19 protein-coding genes are annotated in these 18,619 nt (G+C 65.7%); 13 read left to right on the top strand and 6 right to left on the bottom strand.

What is annotated here, in order from left to right; genetic code table 11:
* The first annotated feature begins 7 nt into the window (after nt 1–7).
* The 7 genes from AC1ROK_RS21670 (at nt 8) to AC1ROK_RS21700 (ending at nt 5,231) form a co-directional block, all read left to right on the top strand.
* On the top strand, nt 8–445 hold the full coding sequence (locus AC1ROK_RS21670; protein WP_492850774.1) for a MarR family winged helix-turn-helix transcriptional regulator: 438 nt from the start codon (nt 8–10) through the stop codon (nt 443–445).
* 194 nt (nt 446–639) lie between these two features.
* The gene (locus AC1ROK_RS21675; protein ID WP_492850776.1) at nt 640–2,130 is read left to right on the top strand and encodes a replicative DNA helicase; all 1,491 of its coding nucleotides are present in this window, start codon (nt 640–642) and stop codon (nt 2,128–2,130) included.
* A 2-nt stretch (nt 2,131–2,132) separates the two neighbouring features.
* Entirely contained in the window at nt 2,133–3,269 is a 1,137-nt protein-coding gene (alr, locus tag AC1ROK_RS21680; protein ID WP_492850778.1) for an alanine racemase, read from the top strand.
* A 179-nt stretch (nt 3,270–3,448) separates the two neighbouring features.
* Nucleotides 3,449–3,820, top strand: a complete 372-nt coding sequence (locus AC1ROK_RS21685; RefSeq protein WP_492850780.1) for a hypothetical protein — start codon at nt 3,449–3,451, stop codon at nt 3,818–3,820.
* Complete coding sequence (locus AC1ROK_RS21690; RefSeq protein WP_492850782.1) at nt 3,810–4,307, top strand: P-loop NTPase family protein; 498 nt, start codon at nt 3,810–3,812, stop codon at nt 4,305–4,307. Before AC1ROK_RS21685 ends, AC1ROK_RS21690 begins: the two co-directional genes overlap by 11 nt.
* Nucleotides 4,308–4,408: 101 nt before the next feature.
* Complete coding sequence (locus tag AC1ROK_RS21695; RefSeq protein WP_492850784.1) at nt 4,409–4,663, top strand: GlsB/YeaQ/YmgE family stress response membrane protein; 255 nt, start codon at nt 4,409–4,411, stop codon at nt 4,661–4,663.
* Between the two features lie 34 nt (nt 4,664–4,697).
* The gene (locus AC1ROK_RS21700; RefSeq protein ID WP_492850786.1) at nt 4,698–5,231 is read left to right on the top strand and encodes a YidB family protein; all 534 of its coding nucleotides are present in this window, start codon (nt 4,698–4,700) and stop codon (nt 5,229–5,231) included.
* A gap of 41 nt (nt 5,232–5,272) precedes the next feature.
* Here AC1ROK_RS21700 and AC1ROK_RS21705 read toward each other — a convergent pair whose 3' ends face one another.
* Nucleotides 5,273–6,043, bottom strand: coding sequence for an SDR family NAD(P)-dependent oxidoreductase (locus tag AC1ROK_RS21705; protein ID WP_492850788.1), 771 nt, complete (start codon nt 6,041–6,043; stop codon nt 5,273–5,275).
* 140 nt (nt 6,044–6,183) lie between these two features.
* Between AC1ROK_RS21705 and AC1ROK_RS21710 the strand changes: the two genes are divergently transcribed.
* Entirely contained in the window at nt 6,184–6,651 is a 468-nt protein-coding gene (locus AC1ROK_RS21710) for a VOC family protein (RefSeq protein ID WP_492850790.1), read from the top strand.
* Here AC1ROK_RS21710 and AC1ROK_RS21715 read toward each other — a convergent pair.
* Nucleotides 6,648–7,808, bottom strand: a complete 1,161-nt coding sequence (locus AC1ROK_RS21715) for a S41 family peptidase (RefSeq protein WP_492850792.1) — start codon at nt 7,806–7,808, stop codon at nt 6,648–6,650. The genes AC1ROK_RS21710 and AC1ROK_RS21715 overlap by 4 nt on opposite strands.
* On the bottom strand, nt 7,786–9,000 hold the full coding sequence (locus AC1ROK_RS21720; protein WP_492850794.1) for an enolase C-terminal domain-like protein: 1,215 nt from the start codon (nt 8,998–9,000) through the stop codon (nt 7,786–7,788). Before AC1ROK_RS21720 ends, AC1ROK_RS21715 begins: the two co-directional genes overlap by 23 nt.
* 198 nt (nt 9,001–9,198) lie before the next feature.
* Here AC1ROK_RS21720 and AC1ROK_RS21725 point away from each other — a divergent pair, with 198 nt between their 5' ends.
* The 5 genes from AC1ROK_RS21725 (at nt 9,199) to AC1ROK_RS21745 (ending at nt 14,618) form a co-directional block, all read left to right on the top strand.
* On the top strand, nt 9,199–9,813 hold the full coding sequence (locus tag AC1ROK_RS21725) for a 2'-5' RNA ligase family protein (protein WP_492850796.1): 615 nt from the start codon (nt 9,199–9,201) through the stop codon (nt 9,811–9,813).
* Between the two features lie 80 nt (nt 9,814–9,893).
* Nucleotides 9,894–11,282, top strand: a complete 1,389-nt coding sequence (gene radA, locus AC1ROK_RS21730) for a DNA repair protein RadA (protein ID WP_291311346.1) — start codon at nt 9,894–9,896, stop codon at nt 11,280–11,282.
* A gap of 124 nt (nt 11,283–11,406) precedes the next feature.
* Nucleotides 11,407–12,057, top strand: coding sequence for a CvpA family protein (locus AC1ROK_RS21735; protein WP_492850799.1), 651 nt, complete (start codon nt 11,407–11,409; stop codon nt 12,055–12,057).
* A 92-nt stretch (nt 12,058–12,149) separates the two neighbouring features.
* Entirely contained in the window at nt 12,150–13,640 is a 1,491-nt protein-coding gene (gene purF / locus AC1ROK_RS21740) for an amidophosphoribosyltransferase (protein WP_492850801.1), read from the top strand.
* A 243-nt stretch (nt 13,641–13,883) separates the two neighbouring features.
* A complete protein-coding gene (locus AC1ROK_RS21745) occupies nt 13,884–14,618 on the top strand; it encodes an SDR family NAD(P)-dependent oxidoreductase (RefSeq protein ID WP_492850803.1) in 735 nt (244 codons plus the stop codon).
* Between the two features lie 117 nt (nt 14,619–14,735).
* Here the strand turns inward: AC1ROK_RS21745 and AC1ROK_RS21750 are convergent, their stop codons facing one another.
* From AC1ROK_RS21750 to AC1ROK_RS21760, 3 genes are all read right to left on the bottom strand, one after another.
* A complete protein-coding gene (locus tag AC1ROK_RS21750; RefSeq protein ID WP_492851315.1) occupies nt 14,736–15,998 on the bottom strand; it encodes a hemolysin family protein in 1,263 nt (420 codons plus the stop codon).
* Between the two features lie 219 nt (nt 15,999–16,217).
* Nucleotides 16,218–17,648, bottom strand: a complete 1,431-nt coding sequence (gene der / locus AC1ROK_RS21755) for a ribosome biogenesis GTPase Der (RefSeq protein ID WP_492850805.1) — start codon at nt 17,646–17,648, stop codon at nt 16,218–16,220.
* Between the two features lie 34 nt (nt 17,649–17,682).
* Nucleotides 17,683–18,576 (bottom strand): tetratricopeptide repeat protein, encoded by an 894-nt coding sequence (locus AC1ROK_RS21760; RefSeq protein ID WP_492850807.1) that lies wholly within the window; start codon nt 18,574–18,576, stop codon nt 17,683–17,685.
* Nucleotides 18,577–18,619 lie beyond the last annotated feature (43 nt).

An 18,619-nucleotide genomic window follows, 5' to 3' on the forward strand; every position in this document is an offset into this window, starting at 1 on the left:
TATGTAAATGAGCTATGTGCGCGAGACTTCCGCCGGCTACCTCACCAACTGGGCGGCGCGACTGTTTGCGCGCGCCATCGAACGGCGGCTGGCAGGGGGCAATTCGGGGCCGATGCCGGTGTTCTTCGCGCTGCAGGACGGCGGAGCGATGACGCAGAAGGAGCTGGCGTTGCTTGCGGCGGTTGAGCAGCCGACCATGGCGAACACGCTCAATCGCATGGAGCGCGACGGACTGGTGGCGAGGAGGCCCGACCCGAACGACCGGCGCAGCGCGCGGGTGTCGCTGACGCCGCTCGGGCTCGAGCGCGCCAAGGCCGCCTTCGTTTCCGCGATCGAGGTGAACGGTATCGCCACCGAGGCGATGAAGCCCGAGGAACGGGAGGTGTTCTATGGCATGATGCGCCGGATCATCGCAGCGCTGGAGCGCGACGCCGGTACGGAATGACGGGTACGAATCGGCCCTCGGCCAAGCGTGACGAATGTAAACGCGCCGCCTTGGTTTCCCCCGCTTTCAACACTAACCACAGGCGTCGTCGCAGTGACCCGATTCGGCCACCGCAGCGTCACATTTTGTAGTCGTTCGGGCTGGCGCCGCTGGTAAACCAATCCTTACACTTTGGGAGGAGACTTCGAGTCGCCATGGCCGACAACAACGTGCATCGCCTGCGTCCGGAAGACGAAAAGGGCTTCCGTCTTGCGCCCCACAATGTGGAGGCGGAGCAGGCTTTGCTGGGAGCGATCCTCGTCAATAACGAGGCGTTCTACCGGGTCAGCGACTTCCTCGTGCCCGAGCATTTCTACGAGCCGATCCACCGCACCATCTACGAGGTGCTGGCCAAGATCATCCGCGCCGGCAAGACCGCGACGCCGATCACCGCCAAGACCTACCTCGCCGACGCGCTGACTGCCGAAATGACCATGCCGCAATACCTGGCGCGGCTGGCGGCGGAAGCGACGACGGTGCTGAACGCGGCCGATTACGGCCAATCGATCTACGACCTCGCGATCCGCCGCAACCTGATCCAGATCGGCGAGGAGATGGTGCAGATCGCCTACGACTCCGATGTCGAGGCGACGGCCAACAAGCAGATCGAGGAGGCCGAGAAGGCGCTGTTCGATCTGGCGGAAAAGGGCCGCTACGATGGCGGCTTCCAGAGCTTCTCGGCGGCACTGACCGAAGCCATCAAGATGGCCGGCGAAGCCTATGGCCGCGACGGCACGCTGTCGGGCACCTCGACCGGGCTCACCGATCTCGACCGGCTGATGGGCGGGCTGCAGCGCTCCGACCTGATCATCCTCGCGGCGCGCCCTGCCATGGGCAAGACCTCGCTCGCCACCAACATCGCCTTCCACGTGGCCAAGAGTTTCCGCGGCGAAGTGCAGGCGGATGGGCACATGAAGACCATCGATGGCGGGCATGTCGGCTTCTTCAGCCTCGAAATGAGTGCCGAGCAGCTGGCGACGCGTATTCTCGCCGAGCAGGCCGAGATCTCGTCGTCCGACATCCGGCGCGGCAACATTCACGAGAGCCAGTTTTCGAAGCTCGTCGACACCTCGAACCTGATGGCGCAGGTGCCACTCTATATCGACGATACCGGTGGTATCTCGGTGGCGCAGCTGGCCGCACGCGCCCGGCGCCTGAAGCGGCAGAAGGGCCTCGACCTGCTGATCGTCGACTACCTGCAACTGCTCAGCGGCTCGTCGAAGAAGGCGAGCGAGAATCGCGTGCAGGAACTGACCGAAATCACCACCACGCTCAAGGCACTGGCCAAGGAGCTGGAAGTGCCGATCATCGCGCTCAGCCAGCTGAGCCGACAGGTCGAAAACCGCGACGACAAGCATCCTCAGCTTGCGGATCTGCGCGAATCCGGCTCCATCGAACAGGACGCCGACGTGGTGCTGTTCGTGTACCGCGAGGAGTATTACCTCAAGAACAAGGAGCCCAAGGAGGGCACGCCGGAACACATGGCGTGGCAGGGCGAGATGGAACAGGTGCACGGCAAAGCCGAAGTGATCATCGGCAAGCAGCGTCACGGTCCGACGGGTACCGTGCAGGTGAGCTTTGAAGCGCAGTTCACGCGCTTCGGCAATCTGGCGCGCTCCGAGTACCTTCCCGAAAGGATGGAATAGTGATGGCGGCACCGGCCATTGCGACCGGTTACGGCGGGCGGCTGACGGTCGACCTGGGCGCGTTGAAGCGCAACTGGCAGGCCCTCGACAAGGTAAGCCGCGGCGCCCTGACCGGTGCGGTGGTGAAGGCCGATGCCTATGGCACCGGCATTGCCCAGGCCTCGCGCGCCTTCTACGAGGCTGGCGCCCGGTTCTTCTTTGCGGCAACGCCCGACGAGGGCATCGCGGTACGCGCAGCGCTGCCTGAGGACAGCCACATCTTCATTCTCTCCGGGCTCTATCCTGGCTCGGCGCCGCTCTATGTCGGCGAGCGGCTGATGCCGTGCCTTGCCTCGATCCCGATGCTGGAGGAATGGCTCTCGGCCTGCGCCGCCTCCAACCAGGCGCTGCCGGCGGCACTGCATTTCGATACCGGCATCAACCGGCTCGGGTTTCGGCTCAACGAAACCTCGATCGTCAAGCGGCTGATCGACTCGATCGGCTATGCGCCGCAGATGATCATGAGCCATCTCGCCTGCGCCGATATGCCGGCGCACGAGAAGAACCGCACCCAGCTGGCGCTGTTCACCTCTGTCATGGCGCAGTTCCCGGGCATTCCAGCGTCGCTCTCGAATTCGGCCGGGCTGATGAGCAACCGCGACAACCACTTCCAGATGGTTCGCCCGGGCATCGCCCTCTATGGCGGCCGGGCAGTTGCCGGCCGGCGCAATCCGATGGCTCCAGTGGTGACGCTCGAAGCGCCGATCCTGATGACCAAGGACGTGAAAACCGGCGAGACGGTCGGCTATGGTGCGTTGCAGACCATGTCGCGCGACAGCCGCCTCGCCGTCGTCGCCATCGGCTATGCCGACGGCTTCTTCCGCTCATTGAGTTCGTCGAACAACCACCGCGGCACGCATGTGGTGATCCACGGCCAGCCCTGCCCGGTGGTCGGGCGCGTCTCGATGGACATGATCGGGGTGGATATCACGGACCTGCCGCGGTCTCCGGCGCCGGGCGAGATGGCCGAGATCATCGGCAGGCAGATCACCGTCGACGACCATGCCGACATCGCCAACACCATCGGCTACGAAGTGCTGACCAGCCTCAAGGGCCGCTACTCGCGCAACTACATCGAAAGCGCCGCACCGACGGCGTGAACCATGCCTCCGCTTCGCGTCTTGTTGCCTTGCGGGATGGCGAGCGCTAGCTTCACGCCAAGGCCGCTCCAGCCAAACCTGCCGCCGGGTTGAAGGGGGCTACCCAGACAGCTTGCGACCGACCTCAGTCCCTGGTCGATGCGTAATCGGCGGACGTCGACCCAGAGATGAGGTCTGGTATGCCGTTTGGAATTACGCCCTTCACGAGCTCGGGCATTCTGTCCGCCAAGCACGCTGTTCGCGACCGCTTTCCGCAGATCAAGTCGGGTCACTTCGATGAGGCCATGGCCTACGCCCTGGGCTTCAACACGCACGCCGCGATGCTTCCCGTCCTGGAACTGGCCGAGCGATCGGGGGCCATGTCAGCGGTGGCCAAGCCTGACTGGTTTCTCGTTCGACTTGCAGACCTGGGATACGACCTGGGCGAGATGAAGCCGCTTCACGCTTTCCTTTGGAGCCTTCGGGCAGAGGTCGGGGTGGCCATCGAGACGAAGGAGCGCGAGGAGCGAGCGCGATCGCTGCTCTCGCCGAAGGCAGCCAATGATGGCTGACGGGGTGCGGGTGCTGATCACCGGGAACGGCGGGTCGGGCAAGACCTGGCTGGGTGGGCGGCTGGCGGAGCGCCTGTCGGTGCCGCCGGTGCGGCTCGACGACCTCTATTGGGACGGGGCCTATGGCGGCAAAGAGCGAGACAAGCGGGTGGTGTTCGACGAGGTTGTCGAGCGCGCCGCCGAGCGTTCGTGGGTGATGGAGGGCGTCTACGGCTGGCTGCTGCCGGCCGCCCTGCCCCGCGCCACGGAGTTCATCTTCCTCGACCTGCCGGTCGAAGAGTGCATCGACAACGTTCGCCGACGCGGCAACCAGGGGGGCGGCGACGAAGCGGCCTTCGCGGCGCTGCTGGCCTGGGTTGCCGAGTATCCCACCAGAAGCAACGCGAACTCGCGGCAGGCGCATCAGCGGCTGTGGGATAGCTTCGAGGGGATGAAGCAAGTGCTGCGCAGCCGCGAGGAGTCGGAGCAGTACGTCGGGCGCCGTTGATATGCCACTTGCGGCGATGGAGCCGCTGCCGGAACGCTGTTGGCAGCGCCGCGTTGTCTGAGACCCGCGCATTCTGCGCGAGGACTCAGGGGAACGCGCCTATGGGCATTCTGTGGACCATTATCATCGGCCTGATCGCGGGCATTGTCGCAAAGCTGATCCTGCCAAACAGCGGCGGCCCCTCGGGCTTCGTGATGACGGCGGTGCTGGGCATCGTCGGTGCATTCGTCGCCTCCTTCCTTGGCCAGGCCCTCGGTTGGTATGCGCCCGGTGAAGGCGCAGGCCTGATCGGCGCCGTCGTCGGCGCGGTGATCGTGCTGTTCGCCTGGGGCGCCTTCATGCGCCGTCGCGCCTGACCGCCCAACCTCATCCTTTGAAAGGACCCGTGACATGGCCAAGAACGCAATGCCCTCAATGGTCGCCCTGCTCGGTTTGCTCGCTGTGGCGGGCTACCAGAACCGCGACAAGATCGCCGAGGCGCTGAAGGGGTTTCAGAACCGCTCCAGCACAGGGGCGGATGGCGCTCCCGCGCAGGACGGACTTTCGAGTATTCTGGGCAGTCTGGGCGACTTGTTCGGTGGTGGCGCCAATGGCACAGAGGCGAGCCGGCCCGGGAACGGCAATGTGCTGACAGGCGGGCTGGGTGACCTGATGGACAGCTTCCGCAATTCGGGCCAAGCGGAGACCGCCGATTCCTGGGTTACGGTGGGCGTTCCGACCAAGGGCCTCTCCCCCGAACAGGTCGAGCAGGCTGTTGGGGCAGAGAATCTCGCCGAGCTGTCCCAGCGTACCGGCCTGTCACGCGAGGAACTGCTCAAGCGTCTCGCTACGGCAATTCCGGAGTCGGTGGATCGGTTGACCCCGGGTGGCAACATCCCCCAGTCCGATACGGAGATCCGCGATCGGTTGACCGGTACGGCATGACGTGATCGGTCGCGGCTGGCGCCCTGCCCGCCTGCGACGGATCAGCCCTCCATGATCAGGTCGTGCAGGCCGCCCGTCATGATGCCGCCCTCGACGGGGAGGTTGATACCGGTGATCCAGGAGGCATCGGCCGAGGCGAGGAAGGCGACAGCGGCGGCGATGTCTTCGGGCTCGCCGAGGCGGCCGAGCGGATATTTGCGGGCACGCTTGCCGCCATCGTCTTCGCGCACCGTCCAGTTGCGCGTTCGGATGGTGCCGGGGCTGATCAGGTTGAAGCGGACACCCTGACTGCCGTAGCGGGCCGCCAGGTTCTTGGTGAGGATTTCGAGCCCGGCCTTCGCCGCCGAATAGGCGTAGCCGCCAAACGCCCAGCTGCCATTGATCGAGCCGATGCTGACGACGTTGCTGCCCGGCCCGGCCGCGATCAGCGCCGGCAGCGCGGCGCGGACACAGCGGAACACGCCGGTGAGGTTGACGTCCATCTTGCGATCGAACAGCTCGTCCGGAATTTCGCCGAGCGCCGGCTCGTTCCAGTCGCCACCGGCGGTGTTGACGAGAACGTTGAGCTTGCCGAAGCGACCGACCGTATCGGCGATGGAGGCATCGACGGCGTCACGGCTGGTGACGTCGCAAGTGGTGGCGAAGGCCCGCGCGCCCGCCGCGGCGATTTCGGCGGCGACAGCCTCCGCCGCGGGGCCATCGATATCGGAGACTGCAATCGAACCACCTTCGGCGGCGAGGCGCCGCGCGGTGGCGCGGCCGATGCCGTGCCCTGCTCCGGTGACATAAATCGCTTGGCCCTCGAACCGCATGCCGCGCTCCCTCGGTCTTTACGTGGGCCGGCACCCTAGCGGCTGTGGCACGGTCGACCAACCACCAGCTTGACAGAGCTCTGGCGTTCGTATTCAACACATATGTTGATCAACAATTGTGTTGAATATTGAGGCCCAACATGCCGGGAAAGCAGCCGACCTTCACCAAGACGATGCAGCTTGGCATCGTGGTGCCCAACCTCGAGGCTGCCGTTCGCGCTTATGAGGAACAGTATGGCATCGGGCCGTGGGAATTCATGGAGATCGGACCGGAGAATGCCGAGAACGTCCTGGTCGACGGCGAGCCGGCCGAATGGCGGTCGCGCATCGCCATGACGATGATCGGCGACGTGATGTGGGAACTGATCGAGCCGAGGGACGAAAACGACATGTTCGGCAAGTTCCTCGCCCAACGCGGCGGGGTCGGCGGCGTGCACCATGTCGCGGTGCGGACGCCCGACTTCCGGCAGACGCTGAAAGACCAGCAGGCACGCGGCCGCCAATCCACCCTCAGCGGCACCTTCACCGGCATCGAGGTGCACTATCTCGACAGCGCGCCAGACATCGGGGTGGTCCTCGAGGTGTTCAGCGGCATGCCGGACCTCTAGGCGCCAAGTGCCCACTCGAGGACCGGATCGCGGCCGGCGACGAAGTCGGCATGGCTGGTATTGATCGGTTGGTCCGGAAGAAAGCTGTCGGCATCCTCCGGACCGAAACGGTAGAGCCGGGTCGCGGCGGAGACCTGCAACCCGGAACCCGGCAGCGTGAACCAGCCGTTCTCCTGATAGCCGTATGGCCGTGCGCCAATCGGTTCGCCGACCAGGATCGCCTCAGTTTCGCGGCGGAAATCGATGGCGTTGACCATGCTGGCCGAGAAAGTGCGGCGACCGACCAATACGAACAGTTGCCCCGCGATCAGCCCCAGCAGCTCGATGGGGAGCAGCAGCCATTGCCGGCCGGCGAGGAAGTTGCCGCCGCCGTTCCGCCTGAGGTCGACGATGAGCCGCCGCGCCGGCCGTTGCCGGAGGGCGTCGAACAACCTGACGGCATTGGCCTCCAGCCCGTCATAGGAGCGAAACTGCACGTAGACCGCATCCCGTTCGGCGAGGCGCGAGAACCAGAACGGTTCGTTCATGCGTTGCATCGAGAGTGGAACATGCTCGAAGGTCAGCAGCGGCTCGTCGTCTGGCCGCAGCGTCACGACCAGTTCAGTTCCGGCGGCATCGACGAGGCGAAACAGGGGCGGGAGGCCCAGAGCAGCGAGCACCTCGGGCTCCCGCAGCAGTTCGACACTGCGCGCCAGCACATAGCCGCCGTTCTCGCCCTGCGGGATGAGCCAGTTCAGCCGGCTCTGCACGAGCGCCGCCGGCTGCTCGCCGATCGCCAACAGTCGGGCGCCGATCAGCTTGCGGTGGGCTGCCGTGGCGCGAACCACCGTGAGGTCATCGCCGAACCAGCAGAACTCGACCGGGAATTTCGGCCGTGGCGGCGCGGCGACGAAGGTGTGGCCGTCGCCGATGCTGGCCGCGATGCTGCGCAGCGCGACGACCTTTGCCTCGTCAGGCAGCAAGGGCAGCCGGACAGACAGCTCGGCAACCTGCGCCTCGAATGCCGCGCGCGAGATGAGGTGGAACGGCTGTCGATGCCGGATGACGATCCCTTTGGCCAGGTGAGCGAGTTCCGCCTGCCAGTCAATGGAGCTTCCGATAGTCCGCCTCCCCTCAATCGCCCGTCGGCACTCGCTACGGCCGGACGATGCCGCCATCGCGGCGGCGGTCTTCGGCCATGTAGTGCGACTTCGCCGCCTTATCCGGATCGAGCAGCGCTTCGGCCTTCTTCACGTCGATGTCGAGGCCGAGGCCGGGTTGCTCGTTGCCGTAGAGGTAGCCGCCCTCGAGCACGGCGTGACCGGGGAACAGCTCGTACTCTTCGGGCTTGAAGTGGTTCTCCTCCTGGATGCCGAAGGCAGTGGAGGCGAGGTCGACATGCATCGCCGCCATCTGGTTGACCGGATCGTTGTCGCCGCCCTCCTGCCAGGCGGTCTGTACGCCGAACCATTCGCAGAGCGTCGCGATCTTCCGCGCCTGGGTGATGCCGCCGCCCTTCGAGATACGGACGCGAACGAAATCGATCAGCCGCTCGGTGATGAGCGGCAGGTATTCGTGCGGATTGACGAACAGCTCGCCCATCGCCTGCGGGGTGGCGCATTGCTGGCGCACCTGGCGATACCAGCCGACCTGCTCGGGCGAGAGCAGGTCCTCGAGGAAGTAGAGCCGATAGGGCTCAAGGAGTTTTGCGAGTTGCACCGCATTGGTCGGGGCGAGGTGCTCGTGCACGTCGTGGGTGAATTTCGGCCCCCAGCCCAGTTTGTCGCGCAGATGCGCGAACATCTCCGGGATGGCCTGAAGGTAGGCGTCGTCGTCGAAGGCCTTGTCCTGCGGCCAGTGGTTCTTCGGCCCGCGGGCATTGGCGCGATCGAGGAAGCCGCCGCCGCCGTAATTGCCGAGCTGACAGCGGATGACGGTATAGCCCTCCTCCCAGTAGCGGCGGACATCGTCCTCGAGCTCGGTGAGCGAGTTGCCCTGGGCGTGGGCATAGGCCGCGACTGCGCTGCGGGTCTTGCCGCCTAGCAACTGGTACACCGGCATGCCGGCTTCCTTGCCTTTGATGTCCCACAGCGCCATGTCGATGCCGGCCTGCGCGGTGTTGCCGATGGCCTCGTTGCGCCAGTAGCTCTGGGTATAGACGGACTGCCAGATATCCTCGATGCGGCTGACGTCGCGGCCGATCAGCAGGGGCGTGACGTTCTCGATCGCCGCCTGCACCACCTTGGCGCGGTAGTGATCGGAGGCCGAGCCGATGCCGTAGAGGCCGGGCTGATCGGTCAGGACCTTGACGAACAGCCAGGTGCCGTCGGCGCGCGTACGGATCGTCTCGATCCCGGTGATCTTGGTCATCTCTTCCCTATGTCTGCTTGTTCCGGCCGCTGGTCGGGCCGTTCGGAGTCCCGGGAGAGCTTCGCAACGGCGGACGCGATAGGCAAGTTGTGCGAAGGGCGGACGCGCACCTTAGTTCAAGTTTGTTCTCTTTTTGTTCTTGACTGCGCTTCAGCCTCACTGGTTCCCTGTTTCTCCCTAAAACGGAGGACCGATGAGATGACCGATCTGCCACAGCTGTCGATGTTCGCTGAGGACACGCGGCCACTCAAGTCCATCAGGGTACCGCCGCGCCAGGGGCGCGACCCGGTGTTTTTCGCCGTGCTGGTGGGCGGCGGGATCAGGCCGGCCTTGCAGGAGCTGGTCGACGAACAGCGCCGCCTCCATGGCATCACCGCGGCGCTGCTGCCGGCTACGACGCTCCATATCTCGCTGGTCGGGGTCGGATTCTACCAGGAGCTGAGCGGTAGCGACCTCGCCCTGGCAATGGCCACCGGTGACGCGATCGGCTTCCAGCCGTTCGACATCACGCTCACCCGGATCGGCAGCTTCCGCCGCAAGGTGGGTTCGCCGCCGTTGGCGCTCAGGCCCGGCTCGGACACGCCGCTGGTCGAACTCGCCCGGCTGCTGCGCTGGGGCATGCTGGAGCGCGGCTTCGAGGTGCGCTCGGCCCCCAGTGAGGCGTTCCACCTGACGCTCTGCTACGACAGGGTGAATGCGCCCGAGGTGGTGTTGGAGCGGCCGCCGACGCTGCGGGTGGATGGATTCGCGCTGGTGCGGAGCTTTTATGGGCAGGGACGGTATGAGGTGATTGGCGAGTGGCCGCGGCGGTAGCACCGCTGATGTTGTTCACTCTTCGTTCTTGCCTTTGCCCCCATAGTCGGCTACCTCTCGTCGACTCCTCGGGGCATCTTATGGCGCGAACCAAAACCTCCTATGTCTGCCAGGCGTGTGGCGCCCTGACCACCAAGTGGCAGGGCCGGTGCGAGGCGTGCGGCGAGTGGAACACCATCGTCGAGGAAATCGTCGATTCGGGTGTCGGCGCCGGGCCGAAATCGGCAATCGCCGGTGGACGGCCGATTGAGCTGTTGCCGCTGGCCGGCGAAACGGAGACAGCGGCGCGGGTCGAGACCGGGATCGGTGAGCTCGACCGGGTGACTGGTGGCGGTTTCGTCATGGGTTCCGCCGTGCTGATCGGCGGCGATCCGGGCATCGGCAAATCCACGCTGCTGCTGCAGGCGGCAGCTGCGCTGGCCGAACGCGGCCGGCGTATCGTCTATGTCTCGGGCGAAGAAGCCGTGGCCCAGATCCGGCTTCGAGCGCAGCGGCTGGGGCTGGGTGACCGTGCCGTGCTGCTGGCATCGGAAACCAATGTCGAGATCATCCTCGCCACGCTGCAGAACGGCCCGCCGCCGGATCTGGTGATTATCGATTCGATCCAGACGCTGTGGACGGACCGGGTGGAGAGCGCGCCTGGCACCGTCACGCAGGTGCGCACCTCGGCGCAGGCGCTGACTCGCTTCGCCAAGAAATCCGGCGCCGCCGTGGTGCTGGTCGGGCACGTCACCAAGGACGGGCAGATTGCCGGGCCGCGTGTCGTCGAGCACCTGGTCGATGCGGTGCTGTATTTCGAGGGCGATGCCAGCCACACCTTCCGCATCCTGCGTGGCGTGAAGAATCGCTACGGCGCCACCGACGAGATCGGCGTGTTCGAGATGTCGACGCTGGGCTTGCGCGAAGTGGCCAACCCCTCGGCGCTGTTCCTCGACCAGCGCGACAAGGATGCGGCGGGCTCCGCGGTGTTCGCCGGCATGGAAGGCACGCGACCGATGCTGTGCGAGGTGCAGGCGCTGGTCTCGCCCTCGCCGCTCGGCACGCCGCGGCGCGCGGTGATCGGCTGGGATTCGTCGCGGCTCTCGATGGTGCTGGCGGTGCTGGAGACCCGCTGCGGAGTGCGGATTGGCGCCAATGATATCTACCTCAACGTCGCGGGCGGCCTGAAGATCAACGAGCCGGCGGCTGACCTCGCCGTGGCGGCGGCGCTGATCTCGTCGCTCACCGGCTCGCCGCTCCCCTCCTCAAACGTGTATTTCGGCGAGATCTCGCTGGCCGGCGGCGTACGCCCGGTGGCGCATGCTGCGCAGCGCCTGCGCGAAGCGCAGAAGCTCGGTTTCCAAGGGGCGGTAACCGGCCGGCTGGGCAAGGGGGACGTGCCTAACGGCATTGCGGTGGGCGAGTATGCGGAGCTCGCCGAGCTCATCGGACGGATCGCCGCGCGTGGTCAGCGGCAGGCGGCAGAGTAGCGCTTTGGCCACGCTTCCTGCTTTCCGTGAACATCGGCCATGCACCTCGTCCTCCGTGCTTGGCTTTGCCACGATTAATGGTTACACGGGACCCTGAAGCGGGTCCCAGGGGCGGATTTTCTCTATGTTGACTGCATTTGACGTCGGCATCGGCGTTCTCGTCCTGATTTCGGCGATCCTGGCTACGGCCCGCGGATTCACGCGTGAAATCCTGTCGTTAGCGACCTGGGCGGGCTCCGCGGCAATCGCCGCCTATGCCTATTTCAACCACAAGGAAATCGCGCGCGGCTATATCGCCGAACCGATCGTGGCCGACATCGTGACGGTGCTCGGCACCTTCATCGTGGCGCTGATCATCCTCCACCTGATCACCATGCGGATCGCCGATTTCGTCGTCGACAGCCGTATCGGGCCGCTCGACCGCACGCTGGGCTTCATCTTCGGCGTCGCCCGTGGCGTGCTGATTGCGGTGATCGTGGTGGTCTTCGGGCTGTGGCTGATGCCCTCGAACCTGCCCTCCTGGGCGGCCGAGTCGCGCTCGCTGCCGATCCTTCGCAATTTCGGCGACAGCCTAATCGCGCTGTTGCCGCCTGATCTCGAGAAGCAGGTCACCGACATCCTGCAGCGTGGCGCCGGTGGCGGCACTGGCGAGGATGCTTCGCCCGACGACGTGCCGACGCCGGATGCCGACGTGCCCAATGAAGAGGGCACCGACCAGCTCGAGAACGACGCGCCGCTGGAGCCGCCGGCCGAGGGGGCCGCGCCCAACGCCTGATGAAATTCGGGTGAGCGCATTGCATATTCGTGAACGGGGCCGCATCTGCGGTCCCGTCTTGTTTGGCCCGACCTGAACCCTGGAGGTGCCCGATGACCCAGAACGCCAAACCGATCGCGGAATGGGACCATGATACGCTGCGCGAAGAGTGCGGCGTGTTCGGCATCCTCGGCCACCCCGAGGCTGCAACCCTCACCGCGCTCGGCCTGCACGCGCTGCAACACCGCGGACAGGAAGCGGCGGGCATCGTCAGCTTCGACGGCAAACAGTTCCATTCGGAACGCCAGCTCGGCCTCGTCGGCGATCACTTTACCGACCCCGCGACTGTCGGGCGCCTGCCCGGCCACCTCGCCATGGGCCATGTCCGCTACTCCACCACCGGCGAGACGATCCTGCGCAACGTGCAGCCGCTGTTCGCCGAACTGGAAGTCGGCGGCATCGCCATCGCCCATAACGGCAACTTCACCAACGGCCTGACGCTCAGGAAGCAGCTGATCTCGCAGGGCGCCATCTGCCAGTCGACCTCGGATACCGAGGTGGTGCTGCACCTGATCGCCCGCTCCAAGAAAATCGCGTCCTCGGATCGCTTCATCGATGCACTGATGCATCTCGAGGGCGCCTTCGCGCTGGTGGCGATGACCCGCACCAAGCTGATCGGCGCACGCGATGCCAACGGCATCCGCCCGCTGGTGCTGGGCGATCTCGACGGCAAGCCGATCTTTGCCTCCGAGACCTGCGCGCTCGACATTATCGGCGCCAAGTTCGTTCGCGACGTCGAGAACGGCGAAGTGGTGATCTGCGAGACCCAGCCCGATGGCTCGATCACCATCGACTCGGTGAAACCGTTCGCGCCCCGCCCCGAGCGCATCTGCCTGTTCGAGTATGTCTACTTCGCCCGGCCCGACTCGATCGTCGCCGGCCGCCCGGTCTATTCGGCACGCAAGCGCATGGGCATCAATCTCGCCGGGGAAGCTCCGGTAGAAGCCGATGTGGTGGTGCCGGTGCCCGACGGCGGCACGCCGGCGGCAATCGGCTATGCGCAGGCGAGCGGCATCCCGTTCGAGCTCGGCATCATTCGCAACCACTATGTCGGCCGCACCTTCATCGAACCGACGCAGTCGATCCGCGCTTTCGGCGTGAAGCTGAAACACTCGGCCAACCGGGCCGAGATCGAAGGCAAGCGCGTGGTGCTGATCGACGATTCGATCGTCCGCGGCACCACCTCGGTGAAGATTGTGCAGATGATCCGTGAAGCGGGCGCGCGCGAGGTGCATATCCGCGTCGCCTCGCCGATGATCTTCCACTCCGACTATTACGGCATCGACACCCCGGACCCGGAGAACCTGCTCGCCAACCAGCACCCCGACCTCGAGTCGATGTGCCGGTTCATCGGCGCGGATTCCCTCGCCTTCCTCTCGATCGACGGGCTCTATGACGCGGTCGGCGGGGTGAAGCGCAATCCGCTCAGCCCACAGTTTACCGACCACCACTTCACCGGCGACTACCCGACCAAGCTCACCGACCTCAACGGCCGCAGCAAGAACGATCCCAAGACGCTGTCGTTGATGAAGGAAGCGAGCTGACAGGACGTAAGTACCAGTGGCAGCTCGTCGATCCGGGCTCGAGGATACCCCCCACCCTGTCCCTCCCCCGCAAGGGGGAGGAGACCAGAACACCGGCTCTGGTGATGGCGTCTCCCTCCGCCTTGCGGGGAGGGACAGGAGTGGGGGCTCTTCTCGCTCCGGCGTGAGCGGACCATCAGCCGCACTGGCGCCTCTGCCCCTCCCCCGCTAGAACCCGAGCCGAAACTCACGGGAACCCCACGCATGACCACCAACTCGCTTGCCGGCAAGATCGTCCTCGTTACCGGCGCGTCGCGCGGCATCGGCTATCAGGCGGCGCTGGAAGCGGGGCGGCGCGGGGCGCATGTGATTGCGGTGGCGCGCACCATCGGGGGGCTCGAAGAGCTCGATGACGAGATTCAGCAGGCCGGCGGCAGCACGACGCTGGTGCCGATGGACCTCAGCGATTTCGACGGCATCGACCGACTTGGGCACGCAATCTTCGAGCGCTGGGGGCACCTCGACGGGTTCGTCGCCAATGCGGCGATGCTGAGCGAGTTGCGGCCGCTGGCGCATGTCGAACCCAAGGAATTCGACAAGCTGATGGGCCTCAACGTCACCGCCAATTACCGGCTGATCCGCTCGCTCGACCTGCTGCTGCGCCAGTCGGTGGCGGGCCGCGTGGTGATCGTCTCCTCGTCGTCAGCGCGTTCGGCGCGCGCCAACTGGGGACCATATGCGGCGAGCAAGGCCGCGGTCGAGGCGCTGGCCAAGAGCTACGCCGCCGAAGTCGGCGGCATCACGCCGGTGCGGGTCAACGTGTTCTATCCGGGCGCGGTGCGCACCGCGATGCGGGCCAAGGCAATGCCGGGTGAGAACCCCGACACCCTGCCTCGCCCCGCGGCGCTGACCCCCAAGCTGATCGACATGATCGCACCGGAGTTCACCGAGAACCGTATGCTGTTCGACTGGGACAAGGCGGAGTTGCGGCCGCTTTAGGCTCTGCTTCCCTCCCCCTTGCGGGCAGGGCAATCGCATATGACGGCGCTGGGCACCTCTTGCCTTCTCCCACAAAGGGAGAAGGCCCTCCAACTACTGTCGGTGCTCCACATGCGGCTAATTCAGCCGCGTCACCAGGATCTTGTCGATGCGGCGACCATCGAGATCCAGCACTTCGAAGCGCCAGTGGCCGCGCTCAAACGTCTCGCCCACCGCCGGCAGGTGGTTGAGCTCGGCCAGCACAAAACCGGCAACGGTCTCGAACTTGGCGTCCTTGGGGACGGGCACGCCCAGATGCGCCTGGAACTCGTCGACCTGCATCCAGCCCGAGACGAGGTATGACCCATCCTCGCGGGTGACATAGGCCTTCTCGTCGCCCTCTTCCTCCTGGAACGCGCCGGTGATTGCCTCGAGGATGTCGCCGGGCGTCACGATGCCTTCGAAATGGCCGTACTCGTCGAACACCAGCGCCATATGCACCAGCGAGCCACGGATGGCCTTCAACACGTCGAGCGCGCTGGAGCGATCCATCACCACGGGCGCCTGCTTGACCAGCGTACGCACATCCAGCGGTTCGCGTGCCAGTACGTTCTCGACGAGATCCTTGCGGACGATCACGCCGACGATCGAATCCACCGCCCCATCCTGCACCGGCAGCACCGAGTGGCGGGTGGCGCGGAGTTTTTCGATCATCTCGTCCTGCGTCTCACTCAGGTCAATGAGCTCGACATCGAGACGCGGGGTCATCAGGCCGCGCGCCGAACGGTCGGCAAGCCGCATGACGCCCGAGATCATGTGACGCTCTTCGGTCTCGAGCACGCCGGCATGCTCGGCCTCGGCGATGAGGGTCTTTACCTCTTCGTCGGTCACGCGCTCGTCAGTCTCGCCACTCTGGCCAAGCAGGCGCAGCACCAGCTTGCCCGAAATATCGAGCAACCAGACCAGCGGTGCGGCGATCGAAGCGATGAGCGCCATCGCCGGCGCCACCCGTGTGGCGACGCCTTCCGAGTCGCGCAGCGCGATCTGCTTGGGCACCAGCTCGCCGACGATCAGCGACAGATAGGTGATGATGATGACCACGATGCCGACGCCGAGCGGCGCGGCGACCGTGGGATTGATGCCGGCGCCGATCAGCGTGTCGCCGAGGCGCTCACCCAGCGTCGCGCCCGAGAAGGCGCCGGAGAGCACGCCGACGAGGGTGATGCCGATCTGCACCGAGGAGAGGAACTTGCCGGGGTCTTCCTGCAGCTTCAGCGCCACGGTGGCGCCGCGTTTGCCTTCGGCGGCGAGGACTTTGAGGCGCGCCGGGCGGGACGAGACCACCGCCAGTTCGCTCATTGCGAGAAGACCGTTGACCAGCGTCAGGACGGCGACAATCAGAATTTCGAGGAACAATGTCGTTTCAAGGTTGCGGCCCCGCACTCAGCATCGGGTCGCTTAGGAGGCGCGAAGTATAGCGAGGATCGTTAGGGGTGCAATGACGGTGCGTCGAAGTGGCCCGCGAGGCGCCAAAGGCGCAGGTTGCTGGTGCCGGTCAGGAATAGCCCGACAAGCAGCGCCAGGCATCCTCACAGGCCATCGCCCTTGTCGATTCAGCGACTACTTCTCGCTCTTGTCGAACGGGTTCTTGCCGCCCCGCAGCCACAGTCGGATCGGGGTGCCCGGCATGTCGAAGGCGTCGCGCAGGCCGTTGACCAGGTAACGCTGGTAGGCGTTGGGCAGGGCTTCGGGGCGCGAGGCGAACAGAATGAAGCTCGGCGGCCGGATCTTGGCCTGCGTCATATAGCGCAGCTTGAGGCGGCGGCCCGAGACGGCCGGAGGCGGATGGCTTTCGGTCATGCCGCTCAGCCAGCGATTGAGCCGCGCGGTCGAGACGTGGCTGTTCCACTTGCGCTCGATGGCGAAGATCGCCTGCATCAGCTTGTCGATATTGCGTCCCTGCAGGCCCGAGATGGTGACCAGCGGGATGCCCTTGAGCTGCGGCAGGTAGCGCTCGCACTGCTCGCGCAGTTCGGCGAGCTTGGCGTTCTTGTCTTCGATGGTGTCCCACTTGTTGACGGCGATCACCAGGGCACGGCCTTCGCGCTCGACCAGATCGGCCAGCGTCAGGTCCTGCTTCTCGAATGGGATCTGCGCGTCGAGCAGCAGCACCACCACTTCGGCATACTGGATCGAACGCAGGGAATCGCTCACCGCCAGCTTTTCGAGCTTCTGTTCGATGCGCGCCTTTCGGCGCATGCCGGCGGTATCGACGAGGTTGATGGTTCGCCCCTCGTACTCCCAGGGCACGAGGATGGAGTCGCGGGTGATGCCGGCTTCCGGCCCGGTCAGCAGGCGGTCTTCGCCGACCATGCGGTTGATCAGCGTGGATTTGCCGGCGTTGGGGCGACCGATGATCGCGACGTTGAGATGGCGCTTGGGATCCCAGCGCTTGACCGGCCCCTCCTCGGTCGAGCCGTCATCGACCGGCAGGTCGACATCGACCTCGGGCATCACATCCAGCGTCGGCGCCTCGGCCTCAGCCTTCTCGGCGGCGGCGTCCACGGCCTTCGACACGATGGCGTGGAGGTCGGCGAGGCCAAGCCCGTGCTCGGCGGACAGTGCCACCGGCTCGCCGAAACCGAGATTGTAAGCTTCCAGCAGCCCTGGATCGGCCGCCCTGCCCTCGGCCTTGTTGCCGATCAGATGGACGTCCTTGCCGGCGCGGCGCAACACCTGGGCAAAACGCTCGTCCAGCGGTGTGACGCCGGCCTTGGCGTCGATCATGAACAGGATGACGTCGGCATCGCGGATGGCGATCTCGGTCTGCTGGCGCATCCGATCTTCGAGCGAGCCGTCGGTCTTGTCTTCGTAGCCGGCGGTATCAAGCACCTTGAAGCGCAGGTCGCCGATGCGGCCCTCGGCCTCACGCCGGTCGCGGGTGACGCCCGGCGTATCGTCGACGAGCGCGATCTTCCTGCCCACGAGCCGGTTGAACAGCGTCGACTTGCCGACATTGGGACGGCCGACAATGGCGACGGTAACGGTCAAGCGAGACCCCAGTATTTAGAGCCGGACGCGAACCTCAGTTCGCGGGCGCGGCAGGTGCTTCAGTGGACGCGGGTGCGTCCGTGGTCGCGGGCGGGACGGCTTCCATCGCGGGAGCAGCCTGCATCGCGGGCGCCTCCATGGCGGGCGCGGCCTCGGGCGCCGGGGCGGTATCGAGCACCGGTCCATCGCCAACCGAAGTCGCGGCCGGCGCGGCGGTAGCAGGGTCAACGACCACAGGCGTCTCGGTCGCGGCGGCTTCCGCCACCGGCGGGGCGACGCCCTCGGCGACCAGTTGCGCCAGATAGACGGTCAGCCGGCTGCGCAGCTCCTGGCTCGCCTGCGGATCGTTGGCCGCATCTTCGAAGCTCTGGCGGGCACCGGCGAGATCGCCCGCCTTGTACTTGGTGAGGCCCAGCGCCTCACGGGCGGCGTTGCGCATCGAGCTGGCCGAGCCGACAAGGCCGCCGACGCGCTGCTCGACCTGGGCGACATCGCCACTGTCGACCAGGAGATTTGCGGCGAGCACCAGTGCCAGTTCGCGCAGATACTTGTTGGGCTGACCGGCGGCGAGGGCGTCATAGGCCGCCACCGCCTCGGCGGTCTTGCCATCCTTCGCCAGCAGCGCAGCTTCACGGAAGCGCGCGAGCACCGGATAGCCGCCGTGGTTGGCCGCGATCACCTCGTCCAGCGCCTTCTTGGCCGCTTCGGCATCGGTGCCGTCGGCCAGCTGCAGCGCGGCATAGAACTGGTCCGACGACTGGGCCGAGTTCGAGTTCTGCCACCAGTCCCAGCCCTCTTTCACCGCCACGATGAGGACGATGGCTACGGCCGCGCCGATCACATAGGGGCCGAACCGACGCCACAGGTTGCGCGCGCGGTCGCTGCGCAGTTCCTCGTCGATCTCGCGGATGATGTTTTCGTTGGACATGAAGCTCAAGTGAAACGGGGTCGAATTTCGGCGCACCATAGTG

The organism is Devosia sp. GW821-FHT12F11 (assembly GCF_058806655.1).

Coding starts and splice junctions, on each gene's coding strand:
- AC1ROK_RS21670 (WP_492850774.1), top strand. CDS start 8: ATGAGCTATGTGCGCGAGACTTCCGCCGGCTACCTCACCAACTGGGCG.
- AC1ROK_RS21675 (WP_492850776.1), top strand. CDS start 640: ATGGCCGACAACAACGTGCATCGCCTGCGTCCGGAAGACGAAAAGGGC.
- alr (WP_492850778.1), top strand. CDS start 2,133: ATGGCGGCACCGGCCATTGCGACCGGTTACGGCGGGCGGCTGACGGTC.
- AC1ROK_RS21685 (WP_492850780.1), top strand. CDS start 3,449: ATGCCGTTTGGAATTACGCCCTTCACGAGCTCGGGCATTCTGTCCGCC.
- AC1ROK_RS21690 (WP_492850782.1), top strand. CDS start 3,810: ATGATGGCTGACGGGGTGCGGGTGCTGATCACCGGGAACGGCGGGTCG.
- AC1ROK_RS21695 (WP_492850784.1), top strand. CDS start 4,409: ATGGGCATTCTGTGGACCATTATCATCGGCCTGATCGCGGGCATTGTC.
- AC1ROK_RS21700 (WP_492850786.1), top strand. CDS start 4,698: ATGGCCAAGAACGCAATGCCCTCAATGGTCGCCCTGCTCGGTTTGCTC.
- AC1ROK_RS21705 (WP_492850788.1), bottom strand. CDS start 6,043: ATGCGGTTCGAGGGCCAAGCGATTTATGTCACCGGAGCAGGGCACGGC.
- AC1ROK_RS21710 (WP_492850790.1), top strand. CDS start 6,184: ATGCCGGGAAAGCAGCCGACCTTCACCAAGACGATGCAGCTTGGCATC.
- AC1ROK_RS21715 (WP_492850792.1), bottom strand. CDS start 7,808: ATGGCGGCATCGTCCGGCCGTAGCGAGTGCCGACGGGCGATTGAGGGG.
- AC1ROK_RS21720 (WP_492850794.1), bottom strand. CDS start 9,000: ATGACCAAGATCACCGGGATCGAGACGATCCGTACGCGCGCCGACGGC.
- AC1ROK_RS21725 (WP_492850796.1), top strand. CDS start 9,199: ATGACCGATCTGCCACAGCTGTCGATGTTCGCTGAGGACACGCGGCCA.
- radA (WP_291311346.1), top strand. CDS start 9,894: ATGGCGCGAACCAAAACCTCCTATGTCTGCCAGGCGTGTGGCGCCCTG.
- AC1ROK_RS21735 (WP_492850799.1), top strand. CDS start 11,407: ATGTTGACTGCATTTGACGTCGGCATCGGCGTTCTCGTCCTGATTTCG.
- purF (WP_492850801.1), top strand. CDS start 12,150: ATGACCCAGAACGCCAAACCGATCGCGGAATGGGACCATGATACGCTG.
- AC1ROK_RS21745 (WP_492850803.1), top strand. CDS start 13,884: ATGACCACCAACTCGCTTGCCGGCAAGATCGTCCTCGTTACCGGCGCG.
- AC1ROK_RS21760 (WP_492850807.1), bottom strand. CDS start 18,576: ATGTCCAACGAAAACATCATCCGCGAGATCGACGAGGAACTGCGCAGC.